General features: G+C 63.6%; 20 protein-coding genes. 12 read left to right on the forward strand and 8 right to left on the reverse strand.

Annotated elements, in window-relative coordinates:
- Positions 1–116: 116 nt before the first annotated feature.
- Entirely contained in the window at positions 117–1,106 is a 990-nt protein-coding gene (locus NKH22_RS08015; protein ID WP_023673050.1) for a sugar-binding protein, read from the reverse strand.
- A gap of 466 nt (positions 1,107–1,572) precedes the next feature.
- Between NKH22_RS08015 and NKH22_RS08020 the strand changes: the two genes are divergently transcribed.
- The 12 genes from NKH22_RS08020 to NKH22_RS08075 all read left to right on the forward strand — a co-directional run bounded on the left by NKH22_RS08020 (position 1,573) and on the right by NKH22_RS08075 (position 12,578).
- Positions 1,573–2,313 (forward strand): ATP-binding cassette domain-containing protein, encoded by a 741-nt coding sequence (locus NKH22_RS08020; protein ID WP_023696206.1) that lies wholly within the window; start codon positions 1,573–1,575, stop codon positions 2,311–2,313.
- Positions 2,314–2,354: 41 nt separating this feature from the next.
- The gene (locus NKH22_RS08025; protein WP_023673048.1) at positions 2,355–3,353 is read left to right on the forward strand and encodes an ABC transporter permease; all 999 of its coding nucleotides are present in this window, start codon (positions 2,355–2,357) and stop codon (positions 3,351–3,353) included.
- Positions 3,354–3,392: 39 nt separating this feature from the next.
- Positions 3,393–4,163: an SDR family oxidoreductase gene (locus tag NKH22_RS08030; protein WP_031194897.1), complete on the forward strand. Its 771-nt coding sequence runs from the start codon at positions 3,393–3,395 to the stop codon at positions 4,161–4,163.
- A gap of 149 nt (positions 4,164–4,312) precedes the next feature.
- Positions 4,313–5,140: an AraC family transcriptional regulator gene (locus tag NKH22_RS08035; RefSeq protein WP_023739925.1), complete on the forward strand. Its 828-nt coding sequence runs from the start codon at positions 4,313–4,315 to the stop codon at positions 5,138–5,140.
- A 113-nt stretch (positions 5,141–5,253) separates the two neighbouring features.
- A complete protein-coding gene (locus NKH22_RS08040) occupies positions 5,254–5,697 on the forward strand; it encodes an SRPBCC family protein (protein ID WP_023673045.1) in 444 nt (147 codons plus the stop codon).
- A 15-nt stretch (positions 5,698–5,712) separates the two neighbouring features.
- Complete coding sequence (locus NKH22_RS08045; protein WP_023821815.1) at positions 5,713–6,507, forward strand: FAD binding domain-containing protein; 795 nt, start codon at positions 5,713–5,715, stop codon at positions 6,505–6,507.
- A gap of 60 nt (positions 6,508–6,567) precedes the next feature.
- Positions 6,568–7,050 carry a (2Fe-2S)-binding protein gene (locus NKH22_RS08050; RefSeq protein ID WP_023821816.1) on the forward strand — a complete coding sequence of 161 codons (483 nt, stop codon included), beginning with the start codon at positions 6,568–6,570 and terminating at the stop codon, positions 7,048–7,050.
- Between the two features lie 11 nt (positions 7,051–7,061).
- Positions 7,062–8,429 carry a xanthine dehydrogenase family protein molybdopterin-binding subunit gene (locus NKH22_RS08055; RefSeq protein WP_352909322.1) on the forward strand — a complete coding sequence of 456 codons (1,368 nt, stop codon included), beginning with the start codon at positions 7,062–7,064 and terminating at the stop codon, positions 8,427–8,429.
- Between the two features lies 1 nt (position 8,430).
- Positions 8,431–9,435: a xanthine dehydrogenase family protein molybdopterin-binding subunit gene (locus NKH22_RS08060; RefSeq protein ID WP_023690781.1), complete on the forward strand. Its 1,005-nt coding sequence runs from the start codon at positions 8,431–8,433 to the stop codon at positions 9,433–9,435.
- Entirely contained in the window at positions 9,435–10,319 is an 885-nt protein-coding gene (locus NKH22_RS08065; RefSeq protein WP_023690780.1) for an AAA family ATPase, read from the forward strand. The genes NKH22_RS08060 and NKH22_RS08065 overlap by 1 nt, the downstream gene beginning before the upstream one ends.
- Before the next feature lie 235 nt (positions 10,320–10,554).
- The gene (locus NKH22_RS08070) at positions 10,555–11,691 is read left to right on the forward strand and encodes a vWA domain-containing protein (RefSeq protein ID WP_023821817.1); all 1,137 of its coding nucleotides are present in this window, start codon (positions 10,555–10,557) and stop codon (positions 11,689–11,691) included.
- Positions 11,691–12,578: an amidohydrolase family protein gene (locus tag NKH22_RS08075; protein WP_023705629.1), complete on the forward strand. Its 888-nt coding sequence runs from the start codon at positions 11,691–11,693 to the stop codon at positions 12,576–12,578. Before NKH22_RS08070 ends, NKH22_RS08075 begins: the two co-directional genes overlap by 1 nt.
- Before the next feature lie 45 nt (positions 12,579–12,623).
- On the opposite strand, the gene NKH22_RS08080 is transcribed toward NKH22_RS08075, so the two are convergent.
- The 7 genes from NKH22_RS08080 to NKH22_RS08110 form a co-directional block, all read right to left on the reverse strand.
- Complete coding sequence (locus tag NKH22_RS08080; RefSeq protein WP_023821818.1) at positions 12,624–13,031, reverse strand: carboxymuconolactone decarboxylase family protein; 408 nt, start codon at positions 13,029–13,031, stop codon at positions 12,624–12,626.
- 391 nt (positions 13,032–13,422) lie between these two features.
- Positions 13,423–14,919 carry a sugar ABC transporter ATP-binding protein gene (locus NKH22_RS08085; protein ID WP_023821819.1) on the reverse strand — a complete coding sequence of 499 codons (1,497 nt, stop codon included), beginning with the start codon at positions 14,917–14,919 and terminating at the stop codon, positions 13,423–13,425.
- Positions 14,919–15,968: an SMP-30/gluconolactonase/LRE family protein gene (locus NKH22_RS08090; protein WP_023821820.1), complete on the reverse strand. Its 1,050-nt coding sequence runs from the start codon at positions 15,966–15,968 to the stop codon at positions 14,919–14,921. The genes NKH22_RS08085 and NKH22_RS08090 overlap by 1 nt, the downstream gene beginning before the upstream one ends.
- Positions 15,965–18,088, reverse strand: a complete 2,124-nt coding sequence (locus NKH22_RS08095) for an ABC transporter permease (RefSeq protein WP_023821821.1) — start codon at positions 18,086–18,088, stop codon at positions 15,965–15,967. The genes NKH22_RS08090 and NKH22_RS08095 overlap by 4 nt, the downstream gene beginning before the upstream one ends.
- Before the next feature lie 79 nt (positions 18,089–18,167).
- Positions 18,168–19,193: a sugar ABC transporter substrate-binding protein gene (locus NKH22_RS08100; protein ID WP_023668177.1), complete on the reverse strand. Its 1,026-nt coding sequence runs from the start codon at positions 19,191–19,193 to the stop codon at positions 18,168–18,170.
- A gap of 60 nt (positions 19,194–19,253) precedes the next feature.
- Complete coding sequence (locus NKH22_RS08105) at positions 19,254–20,240, reverse strand: ABC transporter permease (RefSeq protein ID WP_023668176.1); 987 nt, start codon at positions 20,238–20,240, stop codon at positions 19,254–19,256.
- Positions 20,241–20,512: 272 nt separating this feature from the next.
- Positions 20,513–21,949 (reverse strand): DHA2 family efflux MFS transporter permease subunit, encoded by a 1,437-nt coding sequence (locus NKH22_RS08110; protein ID WP_352909326.1) that lies wholly within the window; start codon positions 21,947–21,949, stop codon positions 20,513–20,515.
- Between the last annotated feature and the right edge of the window lie 4 nt (positions 21,950–21,953).

Raw genomic sequence — 21,953 nt, forward strand, 5'->3', positions numbered from 1 at the left:
TCGTTGCCGAAAATCCAAACTACAGACGCGTCAAAGCCGGAGCCTGCTGCCCCAACCGTTGCGTCCGTCCGGGAAGAGACGGGGCGCCCGTCAAAGGGCGCCCCGAAATCGAGAACCTACTTCTGGATGCAGGTGTCGACCGTGTCCTTGGTGCATTCGTCGAGGCCGGTGAACACCGGATCGGCGACGGCCTTGCCTTCGACCAGATCGATCATCACCGACGGTGCCTTGTAGCCCATTTCGAACGGCCGCTGACCAACCAGAGCAGTTACAAGGCCGTCACGGGCGATCGCCACTTCATCGCCGATCGTATCGGCGGCGCCGATGACGAAGTCGTTGCTGGCGATGCGGTCCTTGAGCGGCCCGAACAGGTCGCGATAGGGCTGCGGTGCGCCAAACAGCGGCCAGCCGCCCATGATGCCGAAGGCGTCGAGCTTGGGATTGGCGGCGAGGATGTCGGTCATCGCCTGCACGCCCTTGGCGCCGTCGTCATTGGTGAACACCGGGCAACCGGCGACTTCGGTCCAGCCGCCTTCGCCGGCAAGTGCCGCCAGGCCTTCCTTGCCCGACAGCGCGTCACGCATGCCCTGCGCGCGGCGCAGGATGTTGTCGGCCGCGGGATTGCCTTCGATGGTACAGATCGTGCCGCCGTTCGGCTTGCCCTTCTTGATGTACTCGCCGATCTTGTGACCCATCAAATAGTTGTCGGTGCCGAGATAGGTCTTGCGCAGCGCGGCATCTTCCTTGCTGAGATCGGCGTCGAGCGTCATGATCGGGATCGTCGGATTGGCGGTCTTGATCGTCTGAGCGATCAGCGGCGCGTTGGATGGCGAAATCGCCATTGCCACCGTGTCGGCCTTGCTCAGCATGTCCTGGACGATCTGCGCTTCGCCGGCCTCGTCGGAGGTCGATGCCGGGCCGGTGTAGAAGCATTCATATTCCGAGCTGGCATTTTCCTTGTTCCATTTCTCGCAGCCCTGGTGGATGGCTTCAAAGAATGGATTGTCGAGACCCTTCACCACGATGACGAGCTGTTTCTTGGCCAAAGCCGGCCCGGCGCCCAGCGCCATGGCGGCGACGGCGGCGAGCAAAAGTGTTTTCCTCATGTCAGTCCTCCCTTGAAACAGACGGACACGGCGTGCCCGCCACACAGATCGACCGGATGCTTAATGACCGAGGTTCGTTTCACGAGCACTCGTGTCGCCAAGACAGATCGATAAGCATTTCCAGATGCGGCATTGGCCCGGCTCAACACAAGGGTGGCGCCGCAACCTCGACCGATAAACCTCCGCCGATTCCGCCCGGCTAACCGCCAGCGGCATCGGCATAATCTCCTCCGACGCTTAGCTAATATCGGCTTGCGGCCAACGTCAATGCTATTTGTCCTACAAAACGGATTTTTGGATAACCAAGGCTTCAATTCGTCCGACAATTGATTGACGAGCGCCGGCTTTTGCGTAAAAGAACGCTGACGCTGTTTCCGGGAGGAGATGGGGAGAGCGGGGCCAAAGCAGCGCCGGCATTCACGCCGGGAACAGCAGCGGGTCGCAAAACACGGGGAGGCAAAGACTGGTGGCGGTTCTCGAACTCACCAATATCTCGAGGCATTTCGGCGCCATCCAGGCGGTCAACGACGTATCGCTGTCGATCGAGCCCGGACAGGTGGTCGGCCTGATGGGCGACAACGGCGCCGGCAAGTCGACGCTGGTCAAGATGATCGCCGGCAATTTCCGCCCCAGCCATGGCGTCATGCGCATGGACGGCAAGGAGTTGATCCTGCACAAGCCGGCGGAAGCTCGCCAGCACGGCATCGAGATCGTCCACCAGGACCTGGCGCTGTGCAACAATCTGACCGCTGCCGCCAATGTCTATCTCGGCCGTGAATTGCGCCGCGGCGTCGGCCCTTTACGCATCCTCGACTATGCCGCCATGTACAAGCGCGCCGGCCAGCTCTTCGCCGAGTTGAAGTCCGAGACCCGTCCGCGCGACCTGGTCAAGCAGATGTCGGGCGGCCAGCGTCAGGCGGTAGCGATCGCGCGCACCATGCTGTCGCAGGCCAAGATCGTGTTGATGGACGAACCGACGGCCGCGATCTCGGTGCGCCAGGTCGCCGAAGTGCTGAACCTGATCCGCCATTTGCGCGACCAGGGTATCGCAGTGGTGCTGATCAGCCACCGCATGCCTGACGTGTTCACCGTCGCCGACCGCGTCATCGTCATGCGGCGCGGCCGCAAGGTCGCCGACAAGACGATTGCGTCAAGTTCGCCCGAGGAAGTCACCGGGCTGATCACCGGCGCCATCGAACAGGTTTGATCTCAGCGAATTTCACCACGCACAGCACATGAAGGTCGACGATGGCACTGACAATTGACCAGCCGATCGAACAAAAGCAGCAATCCTTGCCGGCAAGACTGTTTGCCAGCCAGACCTTCTGGGTGGTGATCGCGGTCATCCTGGCCTGCCTGTTCCTGTCTTTTGCCACCGACGCCTTCGCCACGTCGAAGAACCTTTACAACATCACCCGCAACATCACCTTCGTCGCCATCATCGCGCTCGGCATGACCTTCGTCATCATCACAGGTGGCATCGACCTGTCGGTCGGTTCGGTGCTCTGCCTGTCGTCGATGGTGCTGGCCGTCACCATGCATGCCGGCTACTCCATCGAGGTCGGCATCCTCGCCTCGATCGCCACCGCGCTCGCCATAGGCGCCTTCAACGGCATCATGATCGCCTATCTCGGCTTTCCACCCTTCGTGGTGACGCTCGGTATGCTGTCGATTGCCCGCAGCCTCGCCATGGTCGCCTCCAACAACACCGTCGTCTTCCAGTTCGGCCCGGATCACGACAAGCTTCTGGCGCTGGGCGGCGGTGCCTGGGTGTTCGGCATCGCCAATCCGGTGCTCTACATGATCCTTTTGGCGCTGATCACCGGCTTCACGCTGCGCTGGACCAAGTTTGGCCGCCACATCTTCGCCATTGGCGGCAATGAGCACGCGGCGACGCTGACCGGCGTTCCCGTCAAGCAGATCAAGGTCGCCGTCTATATGATCTCGGCGCTGGCGGCGGGCATTGCCGGCATCATCCAGACCGGATGGCTGGGCGCCGTCACCACCAATCTCGGAACCGGCATGGAACTGCAGGTCATCGCCGCCACGGTCATTGGCGGCGCCAATCTCGCCGGCGGCGTCGGCACCGCCTTCGGCGCCATTGTCGGTGCCGCGCTCATCGAAGTGATCCGCAACAGCCTTGGTCTGCTCGGCATCAATGCTTTCTGGCAAGGCGTGTTCATCGGCGGCGCCATCCTGCTCGCGGTGCTGTTCGACCGGATCCGCAACTTCAGGCGCAATGACTGAATGTTTTTGGACTGAACCTTTCGGCTGGAAACCGTTGCCTTGACATCGAAATCCCTGTTCGAGCTCAACGGCCGGCTGGCGCTGATCACCGGCTCCGGCCAGGGCATCGGCCTGGCGCTGGCGCGCGGCCTTGCCGAGCATGGCGCAAGTGTCGTGCTCAACGGCCGCGATGCCGGCAAGGTTGCCGGTGCTGTCGCCGGCTTGCGCGACGCCGGCTTCAAAGCGCACCCCTCGACCTTCGACGTGACGGATTTTCGCGCGGTCGATGCCGATGTCGCCCGCATCGAGGCCGAGATCGGCGCCATCGACATCCTGATCAACAATGCCGGCGTGCAGTTCCGCGCTCCGCTCGAGGACTTTCCCGAGGAGCAGTGGGAGCGGCTGTTCAAGACCAATGTCTCCGGCGCCTTCCATGCCGGCAAGGCGGTCGCCCGCAATATGATCGCGCGCGGCAAGGGCAAGATCATCAACATCGGCTCGGTGCAGAGCGAACTCGCCCGGCCCAACATCGCGCCCTATACGGCCACCAAGGGCGCAATCCGCAATTTGACACGTGGCATGTGCACCGACTGGGCGAAATACGGCTTGCAGATCAATGCCATCGCCCCCGGCTATTTCCGCACCGAGATGAACCAGGCGCTGGTCGACAACCAGGAATTCTCCGCCTGGCTGGAAAAGCGCACGCCGGCCGGCCGCTGGGGGTATGTCGACGAACTGATCGGCGCCGCCGTGTTCCTCGCCTCCGACGCCTCGTCCTTCGTCAACGGCCATACGCTTTATGTCGACGGCGGCATGACGGCTTCGGTTTGACGGGAAACCCTATCGCTCAGTCTGAAAATCCGTCGGCATAAGCGGCCCCCCAAGCTCACCACACCTCCCAGCCTTGACGCGACCCCGAACTCAGCCGCACAATCCCGTTGCAGGCGAAGGGAGGCCAGTCGTCTGCGGGAGGTATACCCATGACGGACGCGATCAGGCTCTATTGGGGCCGGTTCGGACATGTTTCTGTCCTGAATGTCGCCAGCGACTTCGTCACCCATGCGCATGTCGAGGCCCACATCATCATCTGGCTGGAGGGCACGGCCGGCGAGATGACCGTCGGCCGCGAGACGGTGCCGCTGGGTCCCGGCACCGCCGCCGGCATCAATTCCTACCAGCCACACAGCCACATTCTGTCGCAGAACGGCAGGCCCGGCCTGTTCCTCGCCTTCTACATCGATCCGGATTGGGCGCGCCGGCGCCGCGACCTGCCTTCGTCGGCGCCGTTGTTTGCACAGGCGGCAATCACGCTCGAACCCTGGCTGCACCAGGCCGCCGCCAACCTGCTCGACCATTTGAGCGATAATGAAAGCATCGACGACGTCGCCAATTACGAGATCGAGCGCTTCATCGATAGCGTGCTCGACGCCGCCGACGCCTCGGCGCCGCAGGAGACGCGCATCCGCGTCAACACCATGCAGGATTTCCGCGTCCGCAAGGCAATCCAGCTGATGAAGGCCAATGTCTGCGAGCGCATTTCGTTCGACGACGTCGCCCGCAGCGTCGGCCTGTCGCGGCCGCATTTCTTCGCTTTGTTCAAGGAACAGACCAATCTGACGCCCAATGTCTACTGGAACACGCTGCGCATGGAGGAAGCCGTGCGGCAGTTGCAGTGGTCGCAGGAGCCGCTGATCTCGGTCGCCTGCAATCTCGGCTTCACCACCCAGGGCAATTTCTCGCGCTTCTTCCGCGACCATGTCGGCGTGCCGCCGACGCTTTACCGCGAGGCGGCGCGGGCCATGGCCTGAGCCAAGCCGCTCGTTTTTCAGACTCCTTGATAGGGCCGCAAGACCCATTGATAAGCGCAGCACCGGCCGCCGCCCTACCCTGCTGCGTATCGAATTCGTAGGGGAATGATCATATGGCTGAAGTCACCGTCTCCAGCGTCATCGACGCGCCGGTCGAAAAGGTCTGGGCGCGCATACGCGACTTCAACGGCCTGCCGGGCTGGCATCCGCGCATGGTCAAGAGCCATATCGAAGACGGCAAGAGCGCCGAAACCATCGGCTGCGTGCGTAATTTCGAGCTCGCCAGCGGCGCGCGTATCCGCGAAAAACTGCTCGACTTCTCCGACGCGAATTTCCGCGTCAGCTACTCCATCCTGGAGACGCCGCAGCCGTTGACCAATCACAAAGCGACGCTGCAATTGCGCCGCGTTACCGACGGCGACCGCACCTATGCCGAATGGACAGCAACTTTCGACGCGGCGCCCGAAGAGGCCGACAAGATCGCCGCCGGCATGGCCGCCAATGTCTTCCAGGGTGGCTTCAATGCGTTGAAGAGCCATTTTTCTGGCCAGAGCTGAACCAGGGAGACTGCCATGGCGCTTGCCCTCCAGACCTTTTCGGCCGTCAGGGATGCCAACGCGGCGCTGAAGGCGCCCGGCACCCGCTATCTCGGCGGCGGCACGCTGGTCGTGCGTGCCGCCAATGAAGGCGATGTCTCCGTCACCGGCCTCGTCCGCTCGACCGATCCGACCCTTTCCGAGATTACCGTTGCCGGCGGCAAGGTCCGCATAGGCGCCTCGGTGACGATGGCGGCTATCGCCCGCCATCCGGAGCTTGCGGCGCTGTCCAAGGCCGCACGCGCCGTCGGCGGCCCGGCGATCCGCAATATGGCGACTGTCGGCGGCAATCTGTTCGCACCCGCGCCCTACGGTGATTTCGCTGTCGCCCTGCTGGCGTTGGATGCGACGGTCGGCACCGATGATGGGGAATTGCCTATCGAGGATTTTCTGGCCAGGCGGGACGGCAGCCGCGCCATCGTCACGTCAGTCGCCTTCGCGTTGCCGAAGGCCGAGAATTTCCGCTTCCTGAAAGTGTCGCGGGTCAAGCCGAAGGGCGTCTCGGTGCTCAGCATCGCCGCCGTTCTCGAACAGGCCGGCGACGGCACTGTCTCCTCGGCGCGGATCGCGCTCGGCTGCATGGCAGACCGGCCGATGCGCGCCCGCGCTGCGGAAAAGGCACTGATCGGCAGCAGGCTTGACCAGGACGGCGTCGCAGCCGCGCTGGCTGCAGCCGGTGAAGGCACTTCGCCAATCACCGATCCGATCGCCAGCGCCTGGTATCGCGCCGAGGTTCTCCCGGTCCATCTCGGCCGGCTGCTGCTTACTTAACCACCGCTTGGGGGGCGCGCGTCTGTCCGATCAATCGGGCGGGCGCGCTGGGAGGAAAACATGGCAAAGGTTCCGGTTCAGTTCACGCTCAACGGCTCGGAGAAGGCCGAATTCGTCGACAGCGGCACGACGCTGCTGCACGCGCTGCGCGACAAGATCGGCGACACCTCGCCCAAGGGCGGCTGCCACCAGGGCACCTGCGGCGCCTGTTCGGTCATCATGGACGGCGAACTCCGGCTCTCTTGCCTGACCCTGGCCGAGACCTGCAGCGGCGCCGACATCCGCACCACATCGGGCCTCGCTGAGGCCGGCGTGCTGCACCCGCTGCAGCGTGCCTTCCTCGATGCCTTCGCCACGCAATGCGGCTTCTGCACGCCGGGCATGATCATGGCCGCCAAGGTGCTGCTCGACCACACGCCCAATCCGAGCCGCGAGGACGTGATCGAGGCGCTGTCCGGCAACATCTGCCGCTGCACCGGCTACGAGCCGATCATCCAGGCGGTGCTGACGGCGGCCCGAGCCAATTCGCAGAACGCGGCCTAAGGACCAAAAGAATGGAACTGCGCAAAAACTATTTCGCCGATCAGCGCAAGGACGGCCTGCACGAGATCGGCCATGGGCGGCCGCGGCTGGATTCGCCGGGACATGTGACGGGCAAGACCGCCTATTTCGCCGACCGCAACGTCCCGAATATGCTTCACCTGAAAATGGTGCGCAGTCCGCACCACCATGCCCGCATCCCTTCGATCGACACTTCCGAAGCGGAGAAGCATCCCGGCGTGGTGAAAATCCTCACCGCCAGGGATGTGCCGCACAATGTCTACACCATCCTGATCCTGATCCAGGTCGGACCGGAAGACGAGACGGTGCTGGCCGACGGCAAGGTACGCTGGAAGGGCGAGGCGGTGGTGGCGGTGCTGGCCGAGACCGAGCGCGCGGCTCAGGAAGCGGCAGCCAAGGTCAAGGTCGATTATGAGGTGCTGCCGGCCGTCTTCGACATGGAAGAAGCGCTGAAGCCCGGCGCGCCTTTGGTCAACGAATATCACGGCCAGAATTATTACCTCTACGACAGCGGCGAATGCCGCAAGGTGCGCTTTGGCGATGTCGAGGCGGGCTTCGCCGGCGCCGACCACATCCTGGAACAGAGCTACCAGTCCTCGCCGATCGAGCATGCGCCGACCGAGACCACGGGTTGCGTCGTGGTGCCGGAAGGCAATGACCGCTTCACCGGCTACACCAACACCCAGGCGATGTTCTTCACCCTCGACAACGCGTCGATCATCCTGCAGATGCCCGGCTCAAAACTGCATTTCGTCGGCGGCACTGTCGGCGGCGGCTTTGGCGGCAAGGTCGACGTCATCGTCGAGCCGATCGCCATTCTTGGCGCCAAGCTGACAGGACGTCCCGTTTCATTTATCTACAGCCGCGAGGAGGAGATGCAGATCTCCTCACCCCGCGCCGCCGAAAAGATAATCATCAAGGACGGCGTGATGAACGATGGCCGCATCGTGGCTCGCAAGGTCACCGGCTACACCGATGCCGGCGCCTATTCGCGCCACTCGCCCTATGGCGCGCAGAAGGGAGCGGCGCACTATCCCGGCCCCTACACCATTCCCAATGTCTGGATCGACACCTACTGCGTCTACACCAACCGCACACCCTCCTCCGCGATGCGCGGCTTCGGCGTCACCATCGGCGACTTCGCGCTTGAGGTGCAGATGGACAAGCTGGCGCGGCTGATCGGCATGGACCCGCTCGAATTCCGCTTCATCAACGCCTATCGCGATGGCGACATGAAGGCGCATCGCCAGCCGACCGAAGGAGCGGCGCTGATCGAGTGTATGCAGGAGGCGTCGCGCGCCGCCAACTGGCCGGTGGCGGAGAAGTATATGGCGATGTCCTCCTACAAGAAGGGAGCTTGAGATGGCGATAAGGCGCGGACGCGGCGTCGCCGCAATCAACTATCCCACGGGCATGAACCTTGGCGGCGACCCGACGCAGGCGCTGGTGCATTCGACGCCGACCGGCAATTTCATGGTGACGCTTTCCAGCGTCGATCTCGGTCAGGGCTTGAAGCAGATCATGGCGCAGATCTGCGCCGAAACCATCGGCGTGCCGACGGACCGGGTTACCATCGACACCGCCGACACCGACACCGGTCCGCACTGCATGGGCACCTTCGCCTCGCGCGGCACCCACCGCGCCGGCAACGCCGTCATCCAGGCGGCCAAGGAAGCGCGCCAGGTGATGCTGGAAGTGGCGGCGGAAGAGCTGGAGGTGAACGCCTCCGATCTCGAAACTGATGGCGAGGGCAACATTCTGGTCAAGGGCGCGCCGCAAAAGTCGATCTCGATCTTCGATGTCGCGCTGTCGGCTCATTTCAAGCGTGGCCGCTCGATCTCAGGCCGCGGCATGTTCCTGATCCCGCGCTCCTATCCGGAGAAAGAGACCGGCGCGATGAAGCCGTCGACCTGCTACGCCCATGCCTGCACGGTGGCCGAGGTCGAGGTCGATGACGAGACGGGCGAGGTTACGGTGCTGACCGTGAAGAACGTCTTTGAGATCGGCCGCGCGCTGAACCCGAAAATGGTCGAGCAGCAACTGGTCGGCGGTTCCTGGATGGGCATCAGCCACGCGCTCTACGAAACGACCGAGCCCTATTATCCCAACCGCGACCATGGCGGCACCGACTTCAACCAGTATCTGATGCCGGGACCGGGCGATCTCGCCCAAACCGAGATCATCGTGCTGGAGCGGCCGTCGGCGGATGGTCCTTACGGTGCCAAAGGGCCAGGCGAAATGTGCGCGAACCCGCAGATCCCCGCGGTTGCCAATGCCGTCTTCGACGCCGTCGGCGTGCGCATCGACACGCTGCCGATCACACCGGAGCGCATATTGCGCGCGCTGAAGGCGCAAGCGGCCAATTGATGACGCCAGAGGTGAACGCAGAGACTGTCGCGACCTCACCGGAGGCGGTGGCACGCCACCTCGCTGGATCGCGCTATCTCGCCGACGACAGCCTGGCGACGGCGATCTTCCTGGCCATACGGCTGGGCAAGCCGTTGCTGCTCGAAGGCGCGCCCGGCGTCGGCAAGACCGAAGCGGCCAAGGCGATCGCGCAGCTGCTGGGCCGCGATCTGGTGCGGCTGCAATGCTATGAAGGAATCGACGCAGCACACGCGCTCTATGAATGGAACTACCAGCGCCAGCTGCTCGCCATCCGCCATGCCGGCGAGCACGAGATCGACATCTATGACGACCGCTTTCTGATCGCGCGGCCATTGCTGCAGGTGCTGCGGGCGCCGGAGCAGCGCGTGCTGCTGGTCGACGAGATCGACCGCTCCGACCACGAATTCGAAGCGCTACTTCTGGAATTCCTCTCCGACTTCCAGATCAGCATTCCCGAACGCGGCACCATCCGCGCCGAAGCGCAGCCGATCGTCATCCTGACGTCGAACCGCACCCGCGAACTCGCCGAAGCGCTCCGGCGCCGCTGCGTCTATCACTGGATCGGCTATCCCGACGCCGAGCGCGAAGCCGCCATCATCATGCTGCGCGCCGGCGATGTCGCCGAGACCACCGCCCGCGCCGTGGCGGCCGCTGTGCAGGAGATCCGCGTCCGGCCGCTGGCCAAGCCGCCCGGCATCTCCGAGGCCGTAGAATGGGCCAACGCCGCCACCATCCTGGAGAAGGGCGGCAGCCCGTGGCCGGAAGCCTTCCGCCGCGCCATCGGCGTGCTGATCAAGGACGAGGAGGATTTGTCCGCGATCGCGCCGGAGCTTGGCCGGATTGTCGAGGAGGCGCTGGGGTGACGTGTGAGGTCAACAGCTCGTTCACAGCGAGGTGGCCTCACCTGGGCACTCTGCAACGCTGGCGGGACAGCGCCCCCCTCTGTCCTGCCGAACATCTCCCCCACAAGGGGGGAGATCAGCCGTCATCCTGGCTTTCGCCAATCTCCAGCGGCGCAGAAAGAACCGAAGCGCCAAAGCTGCTGATCTCCCCCCTTGTGGGGGAGATGTCCGGCAGGACAGAGGGGGGCGCGAAGGAATGATGCGTCAGGGAACCCTTCCTCTCGCCTCCGCGCCCTTCCTCCACTTCGCCCGGCTGCTGCGCCGCCACGCCTTTGCCGTCGCCCCCGAGCAGGTCTCCAGCTTCATGCAGGCGGTCACCCTGCTCGGCCCCCGCTCGATGGCCGACATCCGCGAGGCGGCGCTCGCAACGCTTGCCCCCCCGCCCAATCGCCGCGGCGAATTCGAGGCGCATTTTCGCAATCACTTCCATGGCGATGGCCAACCCTCGATCGAAGGCGAGGAAGACGAGGAAACCCGCATCAAGGACGATCACGGCACGCGCCAGGAGGAGAAACAGACCACGCGCCAGGAGAAAGGCGGCGAGCTGTCGTCGGCAATCGAACAGCTCAGCAGCCGCGACTTCCTCCGCGACGACGATGGCCTTGGGCCCTTCCGCCGCAAGCTCGCTTCAGCCCTCCCCGCGCGCCGCTCATTCCGCACCGTGCGCACCCATTCGCGCGGCAAGCTCGATCTGCGCCGCTCGCTCAGGGAAATCGTCAGCGCCGATGGCGATATCCCCTCGCCGCAGCTGCGCCGCCGCCAGACGGTGGCGCGCAAACTGCTGATCCTGATCGACGTCTCCGGCTCGATGAAGCTGCACACGGCGGACTACCTCAAACTGGCGCACGCCGCCGTACAAGGTGCTGACCGTGCCGAAATCTTCACCTTCGGCACGCGGCTCACCCGCATCACGTCCGCACTGCGTATCCGCGATCGCGACCAGGCTCTCGCCCGCGCGGCGGCACTCGTCGACGACTGGGACGGCGGCACGCGCATGGGACCGACCTTGCTCGCCTTCCTCTCGGTGCCGCGTTTCTCAGCTTTCGCCCGCGGTGCCGCTGTGATCATCCTGTCGGACGCGCTGGAGCGCGGCGACCATGCCGATCTCGAGACCGCAATGCGCCGGCTGAGCGCCCGCGCCTTTCGCCTGTCGCTGGCCACACCGCTGGCCGGTGACCCGCGTTTCCTTCCCGCCACGGCAGCACTCCGCGCCATCCTGCCTGATCTCGACGATCTCATCGACGGCTCGTCGCTCGGGAGCCTCACCGATTTCGTCCTGTCGCTCGCCCGCCCCGCCCCGGCGGCGTCGGCAATCTGGAAAAGGGTATCGTGATGCAGAAAGCCATCGACGCGCATTTCCACATCTGGCGCCAGCAGGACCAGCCATGGCTGGTCGGGCCGATGGTGCCGCGCATTTTCGGCCCCTACGAACCGATCCGCCGCGACTATCCGATCGAGGAATTTCTCGCCGATCAGCAAGGCGCAGGTGTCGAGAAGGCCGTCTATGTCCAGACCAACTGGGCCAAGGAGGATTTCGAAAAAGAAGTCGCCTTCCTGCAGAAGACTGCCGACCAGACCGGCTGGCCGCACGCTATCGTCGGCTATACCGATATGACTGTCGACGATGTCCGGCCCCAGATCGATCGATTGAAAAAGTACCCGCTGCTGCGCGGCGTGCGCATGCAACTGCATTGGCACGAGACGCCGGCCTTCCGCTTCGCTGCCTCGGCCGATCAGGTCATCGACCCCAGGGTGCGGGCCAATGTCGCGCGGCTTAAAGACTATGGCCTGTCCTTCGACCTGCAGCTTTTCCCCGCCCAGATGAAGAACGGGCTGACGCTCGTCGGCGAGAACCCCGACACCAATTTCATCCTCACCCATGCCGGCATGCTGACCGGCATGGAGCCGGAAACCACCGAGGCCTGGAAAGCCGGCCTGAGTACTCTATCAACAGCGCCGAACTTCTACGCCAAGCTGTCGGGCCTCGGCACCTTCGCCCACCGCAACGATCCGGCGTTGATTGCCTACATCGTCGACAATGCCATCGACATTCTGGGCGCTGACCACCTGATGTTCGGCTCCAACTTCCCGATAGAGAAGCTCTGGACCAGCCACGCCGAACTGATCAAGGCGCATCGTGCAGCCGTGGCGAAGCACGGTCCGGTGGCGGAAGCGGATATCTTTTGGAATACAGCAGAGAAGGTTTACAGACCGGCATAGCGCACGCTTTCCCTTCTCCCACAGGGGAGAAGGGAAAGCCGCCCCTCACTTCACTTCAAACTCAGGATCGACCGGAATCTGCATCGCAGTCACCAGATGGTTGGTCTGCCCGGCCAGCCCGATGATCGACACCAGTTCGCCATGCTGCGCATCGGTCAAGCCTTTGGCGCGGGCAGCTGCCGTATGCGAGTGGACGCAGTAGGAGCAGCAATTGGCGGTCGACACAGCGATGTAGATCATCTCCTTGGTCAGCGGATCGATGGCGCTGTCGGACACCATCACCGCCTTCAGCTGTTCCCAGATCCGCTTCAGCGCCGGAGGATCATTGGCGAGCCCACGCCAGAAATTGTTGACGAAGTCCGATTTGCGCGTCGCGCGGATGTCGTCGAAGACCGCGTTCACGGCCGGGATTTTTTCGACCTCGGCGTCGGTCAGGAGTCTGGTGGCAGCCATGGTGTTTCCTTTCGTTGAATCGATGGATCAGGTCGTTGAATCAGATGTCGAGAAAAGGCGGCTAACCGGCTATTCCAATTCAGTCATACGGAATGACACAGAACCATGGCGATTGGCCGAAGCATCTCAGCGTCGTCATCCACGGGCGAAGCAGGCGCGAAGCGCCGTCGCGGAGACCCGAGGATCCATTCTGCGACCTCGCGCGAGGGATGCAGCGGCGCAAAATTCTGGACCGAAGAAACGCTCAGGAGTCCCGGCATGGATCCTCCGGTCTGCGCTGCGTCGCTACGCTCCTTGCTCCGCCCGTGGATGACGAAGGGATGGACGGCTCGGCTAATCTCCACATTGTTCAACCCAGCAGCACACCCCTTTCGCTTCCTGCTTCAACACCCTAATGAACCGCGGCATACATGATCTTCTCCTCCGTCGCCTCCGCCGGCGAGAACTCCTCCACGATGCGCCCCTGTCGGCACACCAGAATCCGATCCGACAGGTTCATGATTTCCGGCAGGTAGGACGAGATCACCACCACGGCCAGCCCCTCATCGGCCAGCCGGTTGATGATCTGGTGGATCTCGGCGATGGCGCCGACATCGACGCCGCGCGTCGGTTCGTCGAAGATGACGATGCGCGGCTGCTGCACCAGCCCCTTGCCGATCACCACCTTCTGCTGGTTGCCGCCGGAAAGTTCGACCACGCGGGCATTGTCGTTGATCGCCTTGATGTTCAGCGTCTTCGTCCATTCAGCGGAAAGCGTGCGCATCTCCTGCTGGTTGATCACCCAGGCCTTTTCGCGGCCCGCCGCCAGGAGCCCGCCGAACAAATTCTCGGCAATGCCCATCGTCTCGAAAATGCCCTCGCTTTTGCGGTCCTCGGTAACATAGACGATGCCGTCGGCGACCGCTTCGCTCGGCACGATATAGCGCACCGGCCTGTCGTCGAGTTCAATCGCGCCACCGCGCAAAAAATCGCGCTTGTAGATGCCGGAGACGATCTTGAAGGTCTCGGTGCGGCCGGAGCCGATCAGCCCGAACACGCCGGTGATCTGTCCCTCGAAGATCGAGAAGGAGGTGTTGCGCACGACATTGCTCATCGAAATGTCCTGCACCGACAGCACCTTCTTGCCGGCCTTGCGCAGCCTGGCCTCGTCGCGCTGGCGGTAGATCTGTCCCGACAACGTACGCCCGACCATGGCGGCGACGATCTTGTCGCGGTCGAAGGCCGATGTGTCGTCGGTGATCACCAGTTCGCCATCGCGCAGGATTGTGATGCGGTCGGCGATCATCAGCGCCTCCTCCAATGCATGGCTGATGAAGACGATCGAGACGCCGTTCGCCTTCAGCCGCCGGATCAGTGCGAAAAAGTGCCGCTTCTCCTCCGGCGTCAGCGTCGCCGTCGGCTCGTCGAAGATGATGATCTCGGCATTGTGGTGAACGGCGCGCGCGATCTCGACCATCTGACGCTTGGCCGCGCCGAGCGTTGCCACCATGGCGTTCGGGTCGACCGGGAAGTTCAGCGATTGCAAAAACTGTTGCGCCGAAATGTAGGTGCCGCGCAGCCGGTTGAGAAACTTTTCGGTGCCGAGATAGAGGTTCTGCGCCACTGTCATCGACGGCACCAGGCTGGTCTCCTGGAACACCATGGCGATGCCGGCCTCGAGCGCCGCATGCGGCGAGGCGTAGGCGATCTCGCGGCCTTTGTGGAACATCTTGCCGGAAGTGGCGTCGACGACGCCGGCAATGATCTTGGTCAGCGTCGATTTTCCGGCGCCATTCTCGCCGAGCAGCGCGTGGATTTCGCCCTTGCGCAGTTCGAAGCTGACTTGTCTGACCGCGGGCACGCCGCGATAGTTTTTGGTGACGTTTTCCAGGCGCACGATCGGTTCCATCAGAGACCTCCTGCGTCGATGGCCAGCACGCAATCGCCGCCCCTGGAGGCGATGAACAGGCGGCCGTCCGTTTCCGCCACGCTGCAGATGCCATGGCGCGTGCCGTCCGCGCGGCTGTGCAGGCTGAATTGCGGCTGCATGTTCTGATCGAGCCTGACCACCAGCCCATAGGAGCGGCTCGGCGACCAGGGCTTGTGGATGCCCATGGTGCGGATCCCGCCGCATTGCAGCGGTTCCAGGAAGCTGCGATTGGACGCCAAAGCCGGCGCGATCCAGTAGGCCGGCGGCACCTGGTCGATCATGTCGCGCCGGTAATGCGTTTCCTGCAGCACGAATTCGATCAGCCGGTTGCGCGGCGCGAACAGAGCCAGCCACGCGCCGCCATCGCCGGCCGGCGCGAGGCGCGCGGGATAGCCGGGCAGGTGCGTCAGCACGGTCGAGCGGCTACCGGTCGCACCATCGAAGCGAACGAGCTGATGGCGCCAGCTTTCGCTGACCGACACATCCCGCCCAATGGGATGCAGCCCATAGGGAAAGGCGATATCGCCGGCCACTTTGCGGAACCCGCCGCCGGCTGCGTCCCGCCTCCAAAGCGAACCGGACGCGCCCTTCTTCATCAGGTCGGCGGCCCATTGCGACGGCGTGTGCTCAGCCGAGCCATTGGCCAGCCACAACGTGCCGTCGTCGGCATAGGCAAGCGCGGTGATGCAGCTGACGCCAGACGGCAGCGAAACCTCCTTGCCGGCGACCAGCAGCTTGCCGCTCTCAAGTCCGACCGTCAGTTCTCCCGACAGCGATAGAGCCAGCGCAGTGATGGGGGAAGGAAAGGTCTCGACAACCTTCGGCTCCACTCCTGCGGCAAGCGAATAGATGGCGTTGCCGCTGGAAGCGAGCAGCCGGCCATCGGCAACCAGCAGATTGTCGGGCTCGATCAGCCCGGCAAAAACCGGCGCATCATCGAGCCGCGTGTTGGGCCGGAAGGCGCCGTCGAGCGGCGGGATGGTGACGGCCTTGCCGCGAAACATGTCCAAGATGGGATCGAGGATCATGGCTGCGTTCCCCAATAAGAAGCGGAGCTGGTCCAGGTCGGGTCCGCGCCCGCAATCTTGTAGCGGCCGATGCGGTTGTTGAGGATGCCGCCGACGAACAGGAAACCCTTGTGCTCGCGCATCGAGGTGACCATCGGATGCGCGCCGCCGGTGAGGTCGCCCATCGCCTCGATAATGCCGCCCTTGTCGTTGAATTTCACCACGCCGCCGGTGTTGATGTTGGGGAACAGCCACTCGTCCTGCGGCAGCCGGCGCGTCATGCGCTTGCGCATATCGGGATGGCGCAGCGACAGGTCGAAGCTGGGCGTGCGCATGCCGAGCCATGCCATCCAGTAATTGCCGTCGGAGGCGCGGTTGATGTTGTCGGGATAGCCCGGCATGTCGCGGATGACGCATTCGGCGGCGCCCGCCTTTGGCCCTTCCAGCCAGTAGCGATGCACGCGGCAGGCCCAGCTCTCAGCGAAGAACAGCGACTTGCCGTCATGCGCCATGCACACACCGTTGGTGTAGCGGTAGCCGTCGAGCAGTGTCTTCGTCGAACCGTCCTTCGGGTCATAGACCAGCAGCCGGCCGGTGGCGCGGTTCTCGATCGAGTCCAGTGCCCAATCGTGGGCGTCATAGCGCTTGGTGGAATCAGTGAAATAGATGCGCCCGTCCGGCGCGATGTCGCAATCATTGGGGTCGCGCAGCCGCGCATCGTCGACGATCGAGGTCCAGGAGCGCGACGTCTCGGCCGACAGGCGCTTCACTTCCCGATCCGGCGAGACGGAATAGAGCCCCATGGCGCCGACGCAGCTGATCAGATTGCCCGATTTGTCGAAGGCCAGGCCCAGCGGAAAGCCGCCGATGTGGGCAAACACCTCCGATTTCACATAGTCCGGCGCGAAGAAGCGGACGATCTCGCCATGGCGCGTGCCGCAATAGAGATGGTCGTCGCGGTCGAGAATGACGTCTTCCGGCCCTTCCAACTCGCCGAGCCCGATATGGTCGGCCGCCGACAGCCGGTTGTCGAGCGCGTAGGGCGTGCCTGAGCCCGGCACCGCAGACTGTGTCTCGCCCATCTTGAGATAGACCGGCGCGACATAGACTTCGTTGAGCACCTTATGGCGGTTCTTCAGCCAGCGGATGTCGATCGTCACCGCCATCGCCAGCATGATGCCCAGCACCATCTGGTTGGTGCCGGTGCCATAGCCCAGCCGGATCAGCCCGTTGGTCATGGTCAGCACGATGATGGCGCCCATCAGCCCCTTAATGACCGAGCCGCGGCCACCACCCAGGCTGACGCCGCCGACCACCGCCGCCGTCAGAGCCATGATCTCCAGGTTGAGGCCGGTGCCCGGCCCTGCCCCACTCAGGCGGCAAGCGATGAGGAAGCCGCCGATCGAGGCGCAGAAGCCGGAAAAGACATAGGTCATGAACACGGTGCGGCGCACGCGAATGCCGGCATTGTGCGCCGAGCGCCTGGAGCCGCCGACCGCCAGCACATGCCAGCCCGGCCGTGAGCGCGTCAGCGCGATATGGGTGACGATGGCAAGAATGATCGCCAGCCACACCGAGACCGAAAGCCCCCAGAAGGTGCTGTCGCCGATGAAGTCGAGCACATCCGATGTCGCCTGGGAAAGCTGCACGTCGGCGGCATAGGTGGTGACGAGAATATCGAACAGCGCCCGGCCGAAGATGAACGTCACCAGGGTGGTGAGGAAGGCGCGCAGCCTGAGGTAGCCGACGAGGTAGCCGTTGACGGCGCCGAAGATCAGGCCGGTGGCGAGCGATGCCGCCAGCGCCAGCCAGATAGACTGTTCGAGAATGAAGAAGACATAGACGGCGGAGAAACAGGACAGCGCGAAGATCGAGCCGACGGACAGGTCGATGCCGCCGCCCAGCATCACCACCGTCATGCCGGTGACCACCATCGAGAACTCGCCGAGCTGGCGGGTCGATTCCTGCAGCGAGGTCAGCTTGAAGAAGCCGGGAATGATCGAGCCGAACACGCTGAGCGTCGCCACCAGCGCCAGGAACGGAATGGCGTTGTCGGTCCAGCGTTTTGTCAGGATCTCGCCGACCAGATGGTCGGGCACGAGATTGTAGCGCCAGGACTGGAGGCGTTCGCGAAAGGACATCGGCGGCTGCCATTCCATGAGGGAACGAGGTGACCGGATTGTCCAGCCACCTCGTTTATTTCAGTCGAAAAAGCGCGGCTTACTTCGCCGCCGCTTCGGCCTGCAGCGCCTTCAGGTCCCAGCAGCTGTCGGGCTTGAGGTCGGCCTTGGTCGTAGCCTTCTCCAGCGTGTAGATGTAGGTGTGCGACGTGCCGGCCGGCTGGCCGCTCTGCAGCAGGAACTTGATGATAGCGTTCATGTCGCCGGACTGGCGGGCAAGGTCTGTCATGACAACGGCGCCATAGGTGCCGTCCTGCAACTTGTCGCAATCGGCCGCCTTCTCGCCGCCGCCGGTGGTGACCAAAAAGACCTTGCCGTCGAGCTTGGCGTCGCGGATGGCGGCGGATGCGCCGGTGGCGTCACCATCCCAGAAGTCGATGATCGAGCAGATGTCGGGGTTCTGCTGCAGCATTGTCGTCGTCACGTTGCGCGACGTCGTCGGATCCCAGTTGGAGTCGGGCTTGGCCACGACTTTGAAGTCGGGGTGCTTCTCCAGCACCTTCATGATGCCGGCATACTGGTAGAGACTGGACGAGTTGGCCTGATCACCCTGCACAAGGCCGATCTTCTTCGACGAATTCTCGCCGCAGCCCTTGATCGCCGCTTCGGCCTCGAGTTGGCCGAGCCGGTCCCAGTCACTGCCGACAAAGGCGTCGGCCGGGAAGTTGGCGGGATTGTCGACCAGGATGACGTAGGTTCCGGCAGCCTGCGCTTTCTTCATCAGCTTGGAATAGGAGTTGAGATCCGGCGCATGGATGATCAGCACGTCCGGCCTTGTGTCGGACGAGATCGCGTCGGTGATCGCCTGTGCGCCGGCATCGACGACCCAGTTCGGATCGCGTGTTTCGAAGGTGCCGCCCCACGCCTCGACTTCCGTCTTCAGATAGTGCGACCAGCCCTGCGCAAGGTCGAAGCCCATCGCCAGCGGCACCAGCATGACGCGCTTGCCCTTGAGCGCCTGCGCGTATGCGGCCGGGCCCGGATCGTCGGCGGCGAAGGTCGGCGCGACGAAGGCGGTAGCGGCCAGCGCCGTGGCGGCGGCCATCAGTGTTCTGATCAGTTTCATGTCACATCCTCTGTTTTTCACTTATTGCCGGCCGGTCGGCATGACCCGGTCGGGTACCCCTTAGATGTCGCCCTGCTGCGCGGTCTGTTCGTCACGCGGATTGATGATGCCGTCGACGATGATGGCTCCGAGCAGGATCGCCGCCTTGATCAGGTTTTGATAGAGCAGCGGAATGTCGATGATGGTCATCGCGTTCGACAGGATGCCGATAAGTGCAGCGCCCACCAGCACATTGCGCACCCCGCCCCGCCCGCCGGAAAGGCCGATGCCGCCGATCACCGCCACCAGCACGATGTCATAGAGCAGCGTCGAGTTGACGACGCGGGTATTGATCGAGTGCAGGCTCGACGCCGTCAGCAGGCCGGCGATCAGCGCGACGAAGGCCGAAACCACATAACGCAGCACCAGCATTGGCCGCACCGGAATGCCGATGTTGCGCGCGGCGACCGGATTGTCGCCGGCGAAATAGATGTAGCGGCCCCATTTGGTGTAGCGCAGGAACAGGAAGAACAGGAAGGCGAGCCCGGCGAAGACGAACACTTCGATCGGAATGTCGAGGAAACGCAGGCCGCCGAGCAACTCCACCCAATGGCCCTGAGGCACCGGCACCGCATCCTGTGTGATCAGTTGCGAGCGGACATAGCCGAAGACGAAGGAGCCGGTCGCCAGCGTCACGAAGATCGCCGGCACGTCGGCATAGGCGACGAGAAAACCGTTGAGCAGGCCGATGGCGAGCACGCCTGCCAGCACATAGGCGAAGGCGAGCCCATCAGGCGTTCCGGCGTTGAGCAATTGTAGATACCAGGCGACCGACATCGCCATGATCGCCACCGCCGACAGGTCGATGCCCCTGCCGATTATGACGACCGCCATGCCGAGCGCCAAAATGCCCAGCACCGACACCGAGCGGACGATGGCAACGAGATTGTTGGCAGCGATGAAACCAGGCAGCCCAATGGCAGCGGCGACGAACAGCACCACGGCGATGGCAAAGACAATGCCTTCCTGATTCAGGCTCCTGACATTTGGCCAGCCAATCGTGTTCATGTCTGCATTCGCCCCGATGGCAGCTCTGCCACCCCTTCCGAAGAAAGCTAATCGGCTCGGCGCCGCTTCGTCAAATGAATCCGCGCTCGGAACGCCCGTTGGCAGCGATAATCTTCCAGTGGACGCACCGATTGCTAGAACTGGCGCAATCCTAGGAAAAGGCTGCGCTTTTGGCATTCCGTTGCGCCATTGCGTGTATGCGCGAAGGTGCCGTTCTGAGGCGAAAGCACAAGGCGGAATTAATTGCCGCCTGAGCGGCGAAAATCGCGAATTCAGGTCCTGGTCATGTGGCCTGAAACTTCGGCGCCTGCACCGGGCGGCAGCACGAGGAACCGCAACGCCGCCACCAGCCCGATGGCGCCGATGACCAGGAAGGCGATGCGAAAATCGACGAGGTCGAGCGCCGGCCGGTCCCTGACGATCTGCGACAGGTTGAGGATGGCAGCCGCCACCGCCACGCCGAACAGCATCGATATCTGCTGCAGCATGGACGACAAAGTCGCCGCCGAGTTGCGCTGCGCGGCATCGATGTCGGCGAAGGCCAGAGTATTCAGCGCCGTGAACTGCATCGAGCGCGTCAGGCCGGCGATCAGCATCAGCATCACGACCAGCGCCTGCGGCGTTTCGGGCGAGATCGCCGCGCAGGCCATGATCGAGGCCGAGGCGATCAGGCCGTTGACGACCATGACCGTGCGAAAACCAAAGCCTCGCAGCGTCGGCGTCGTCACCGTCTTCATGCCGAGATTGCCGAGGAAGTAGGCCAGGATCATCAAGCCGGCATCGACCGGCGAAAGGCCAAAGCCGACCTGAAACAGCAGCGGCAAAAGGAACGGCGTGGCGTTGATCGCCACGCGAAAAATGGTGCCGGCGGCAAGCGTCGAGATGGCGAAGGTCTGCACCCTGAACGCGCTGAGATCGAGCAGCGGATGCGGCGCGCGCCGGAGATGCCGCACCGCCAGCCAGCCGATGACGATGCCGGCGGCAACCAGCAGCACGGCGGGCAAGGCGCCGTCTTCCGGATGTGCGATGCGCTCAAGGCCGTAGAGCAGCAGCGCGAGCCCCAGCGACGTGAGGAAAAACCCCGGCCAATCCAGCGGCTTGGGATCGGCCGCGCGGTCGCCCGGAATGAAGCGCGCGACCAGCGCCAGCCCGACCGGCCCAAGCGGGATGTTGATGAAGAAATTCCAGTGCCAGGAGAGATAGGTTGTGATGAAGCCGCCAAGCACCGGCCCGACTACGGGCGCAAACAACGCCGGCCAGGTGATCAGCGTCGTGGCGTTGAGCAGCTCCGATTTCGACGCATTGCGCAGCACCAGAATTCGCCCGACCGGCGTCATCAGCGCGCTGCCAAGGCCTTGCACGACGCGAGCGGCAACGAACTGAGGCAGACTTTGCGAGAAGCCGCAGGCCAGCGAGGCCAGCGTGAACAGTACGATCGCCAGCAGGAAGATGTTGCGCGCGCCGAAGCGGTCGGCAAGCCAGCCCGACAGCGGCACGAACACTGCCATGGTCAGCATATAGGCGGTGATGCCGATGCTCATCGCCACCACCGCCGGCACGCCGAAGGATTGTCCAATCTGCGGCAGCGAGGTCGAGATGATCGTCGAATCCAGCAGCTGCATGAAAAAGGCGATGGCAACGATCAACGCCACGCGCCGCGCATTGCTGGCGGTTACGGCGGAGGCCTCGGTGTCGGGAACGGCAGTCATGGCG

Origin of the sequence: Mesorhizobium sp. M1252, from assembly GCF_040318265.1 — a bacterium.
In the GTDB taxonomy this organism is placed as follows: domain Bacteria; phylum Pseudomonadota; class Alphaproteobacteria; order Rhizobiales; family Rhizobiaceae; genus Mesorhizobium.

Excerpts from the sequence above, each read along its gene's own strand:
- NKH22_RS08015 (WP_023673050.1), bottom strand. The coding sequence starts at position 1,106 with ATGAGGAAAACACTTTTGCTCGCCGCCGTCGCCGCCATGGCGCTGGGC.
- NKH22_RS08025 (WP_023673048.1), top strand. The coding sequence starts at position 2,355 with ATGGCACTGACAATTGACCAGCCGATCGAACAAAAGCAGCAATCCTTG.
- NKH22_RS08035 (WP_023739925.1), top strand. The coding sequence starts at position 4,313 with ATGACGGACGCGATCAGGCTCTATTGGGGCCGGTTCGGACATGTTTCT.
- NKH22_RS08040 (WP_023673045.1), top strand. The coding sequence starts at position 5,254 with ATGGCTGAAGTCACCGTCTCCAGCGTCATCGACGCGCCGGTCGAAAAG.
- NKH22_RS08045 (WP_023821815.1), top strand. The coding sequence starts at position 5,713 with ATGGCGCTTGCCCTCCAGACCTTTTCGGCCGTCAGGGATGCCAACGCG.
- NKH22_RS08050 (WP_023821816.1), top strand. The coding sequence starts at position 6,568 with ATGGCAAAGGTTCCGGTTCAGTTCACGCTCAACGGCTCGGAGAAGGCC.
- NKH22_RS08055 (WP_352909322.1), top strand. The coding sequence starts at position 7,062 with ATGGAACTGCGCAAAAACTATTTCGCCGATCAGCGCAAGGACGGCCTG.
- NKH22_RS08060 (WP_023690781.1), top strand. The coding sequence starts at position 8,431 with ATGGCGATAAGGCGCGGACGCGGCGTCGCCGCAATCAACTATCCCACG.
- NKH22_RS08065 (WP_023690780.1), top strand. The coding sequence starts at position 9,435 with ATGACGCCAGAGGTGAACGCAGAGACTGTCGCGACCTCACCGGAGGCG.
- NKH22_RS08070 (WP_023821817.1), top strand. The coding sequence starts at position 10,555 with ATGATGCGTCAGGGAACCCTTCCTCTCGCCTCCGCGCCCTTCCTCCAC.
- NKH22_RS08075 (WP_023705629.1), top strand. The coding sequence starts at position 11,691 with ATGCAGAAAGCCATCGACGCGCATTTCCACATCTGGCGCCAGCAGGAC.
- NKH22_RS08080 (WP_023821818.1), bottom strand. The coding sequence starts at position 13,031 with ATGGCTGCCACCAGACTCCTGACCGACGCCGAGGTCGAAAAAATCCCG.
- NKH22_RS08085 (WP_023821819.1), bottom strand. The coding sequence starts at position 14,919 with ATGGAACCGATCGTGCGCCTGGAAAACGTCACCAAAAACTATCGCGGC.
- NKH22_RS08090 (WP_023821820.1), bottom strand. The coding sequence starts at position 15,968 with ATGATCCTCGATCCCATCTTGGACATGTTTCGCGGCAAGGCCGTCACC.
- NKH22_RS08095 (WP_023821821.1), bottom strand. The coding sequence starts at position 18,088 with ATGTCCTTTCGCGAACGCCTCCAGTCCTGGCGCTACAATCTCGTGCCC.
- NKH22_RS08100 (WP_023668177.1), bottom strand. The coding sequence starts at position 19,193 with ATGAAACTGATCAGAACACTGATGGCCGCCGCCACGGCGCTGGCCGCT.
- NKH22_RS08105 (WP_023668176.1), bottom strand. The coding sequence starts at position 20,240 with ATGAACACGATTGGCTGGCCAAATGTCAGGAGCCTGAATCAGGAAGGC.
- NKH22_RS08110 (WP_352909326.1), bottom strand. The coding sequence starts at position 21,949 with ATGACTGCCGTTCCCGACACCGAGGCCTCCGCCGTAACCGCCAGCAAT.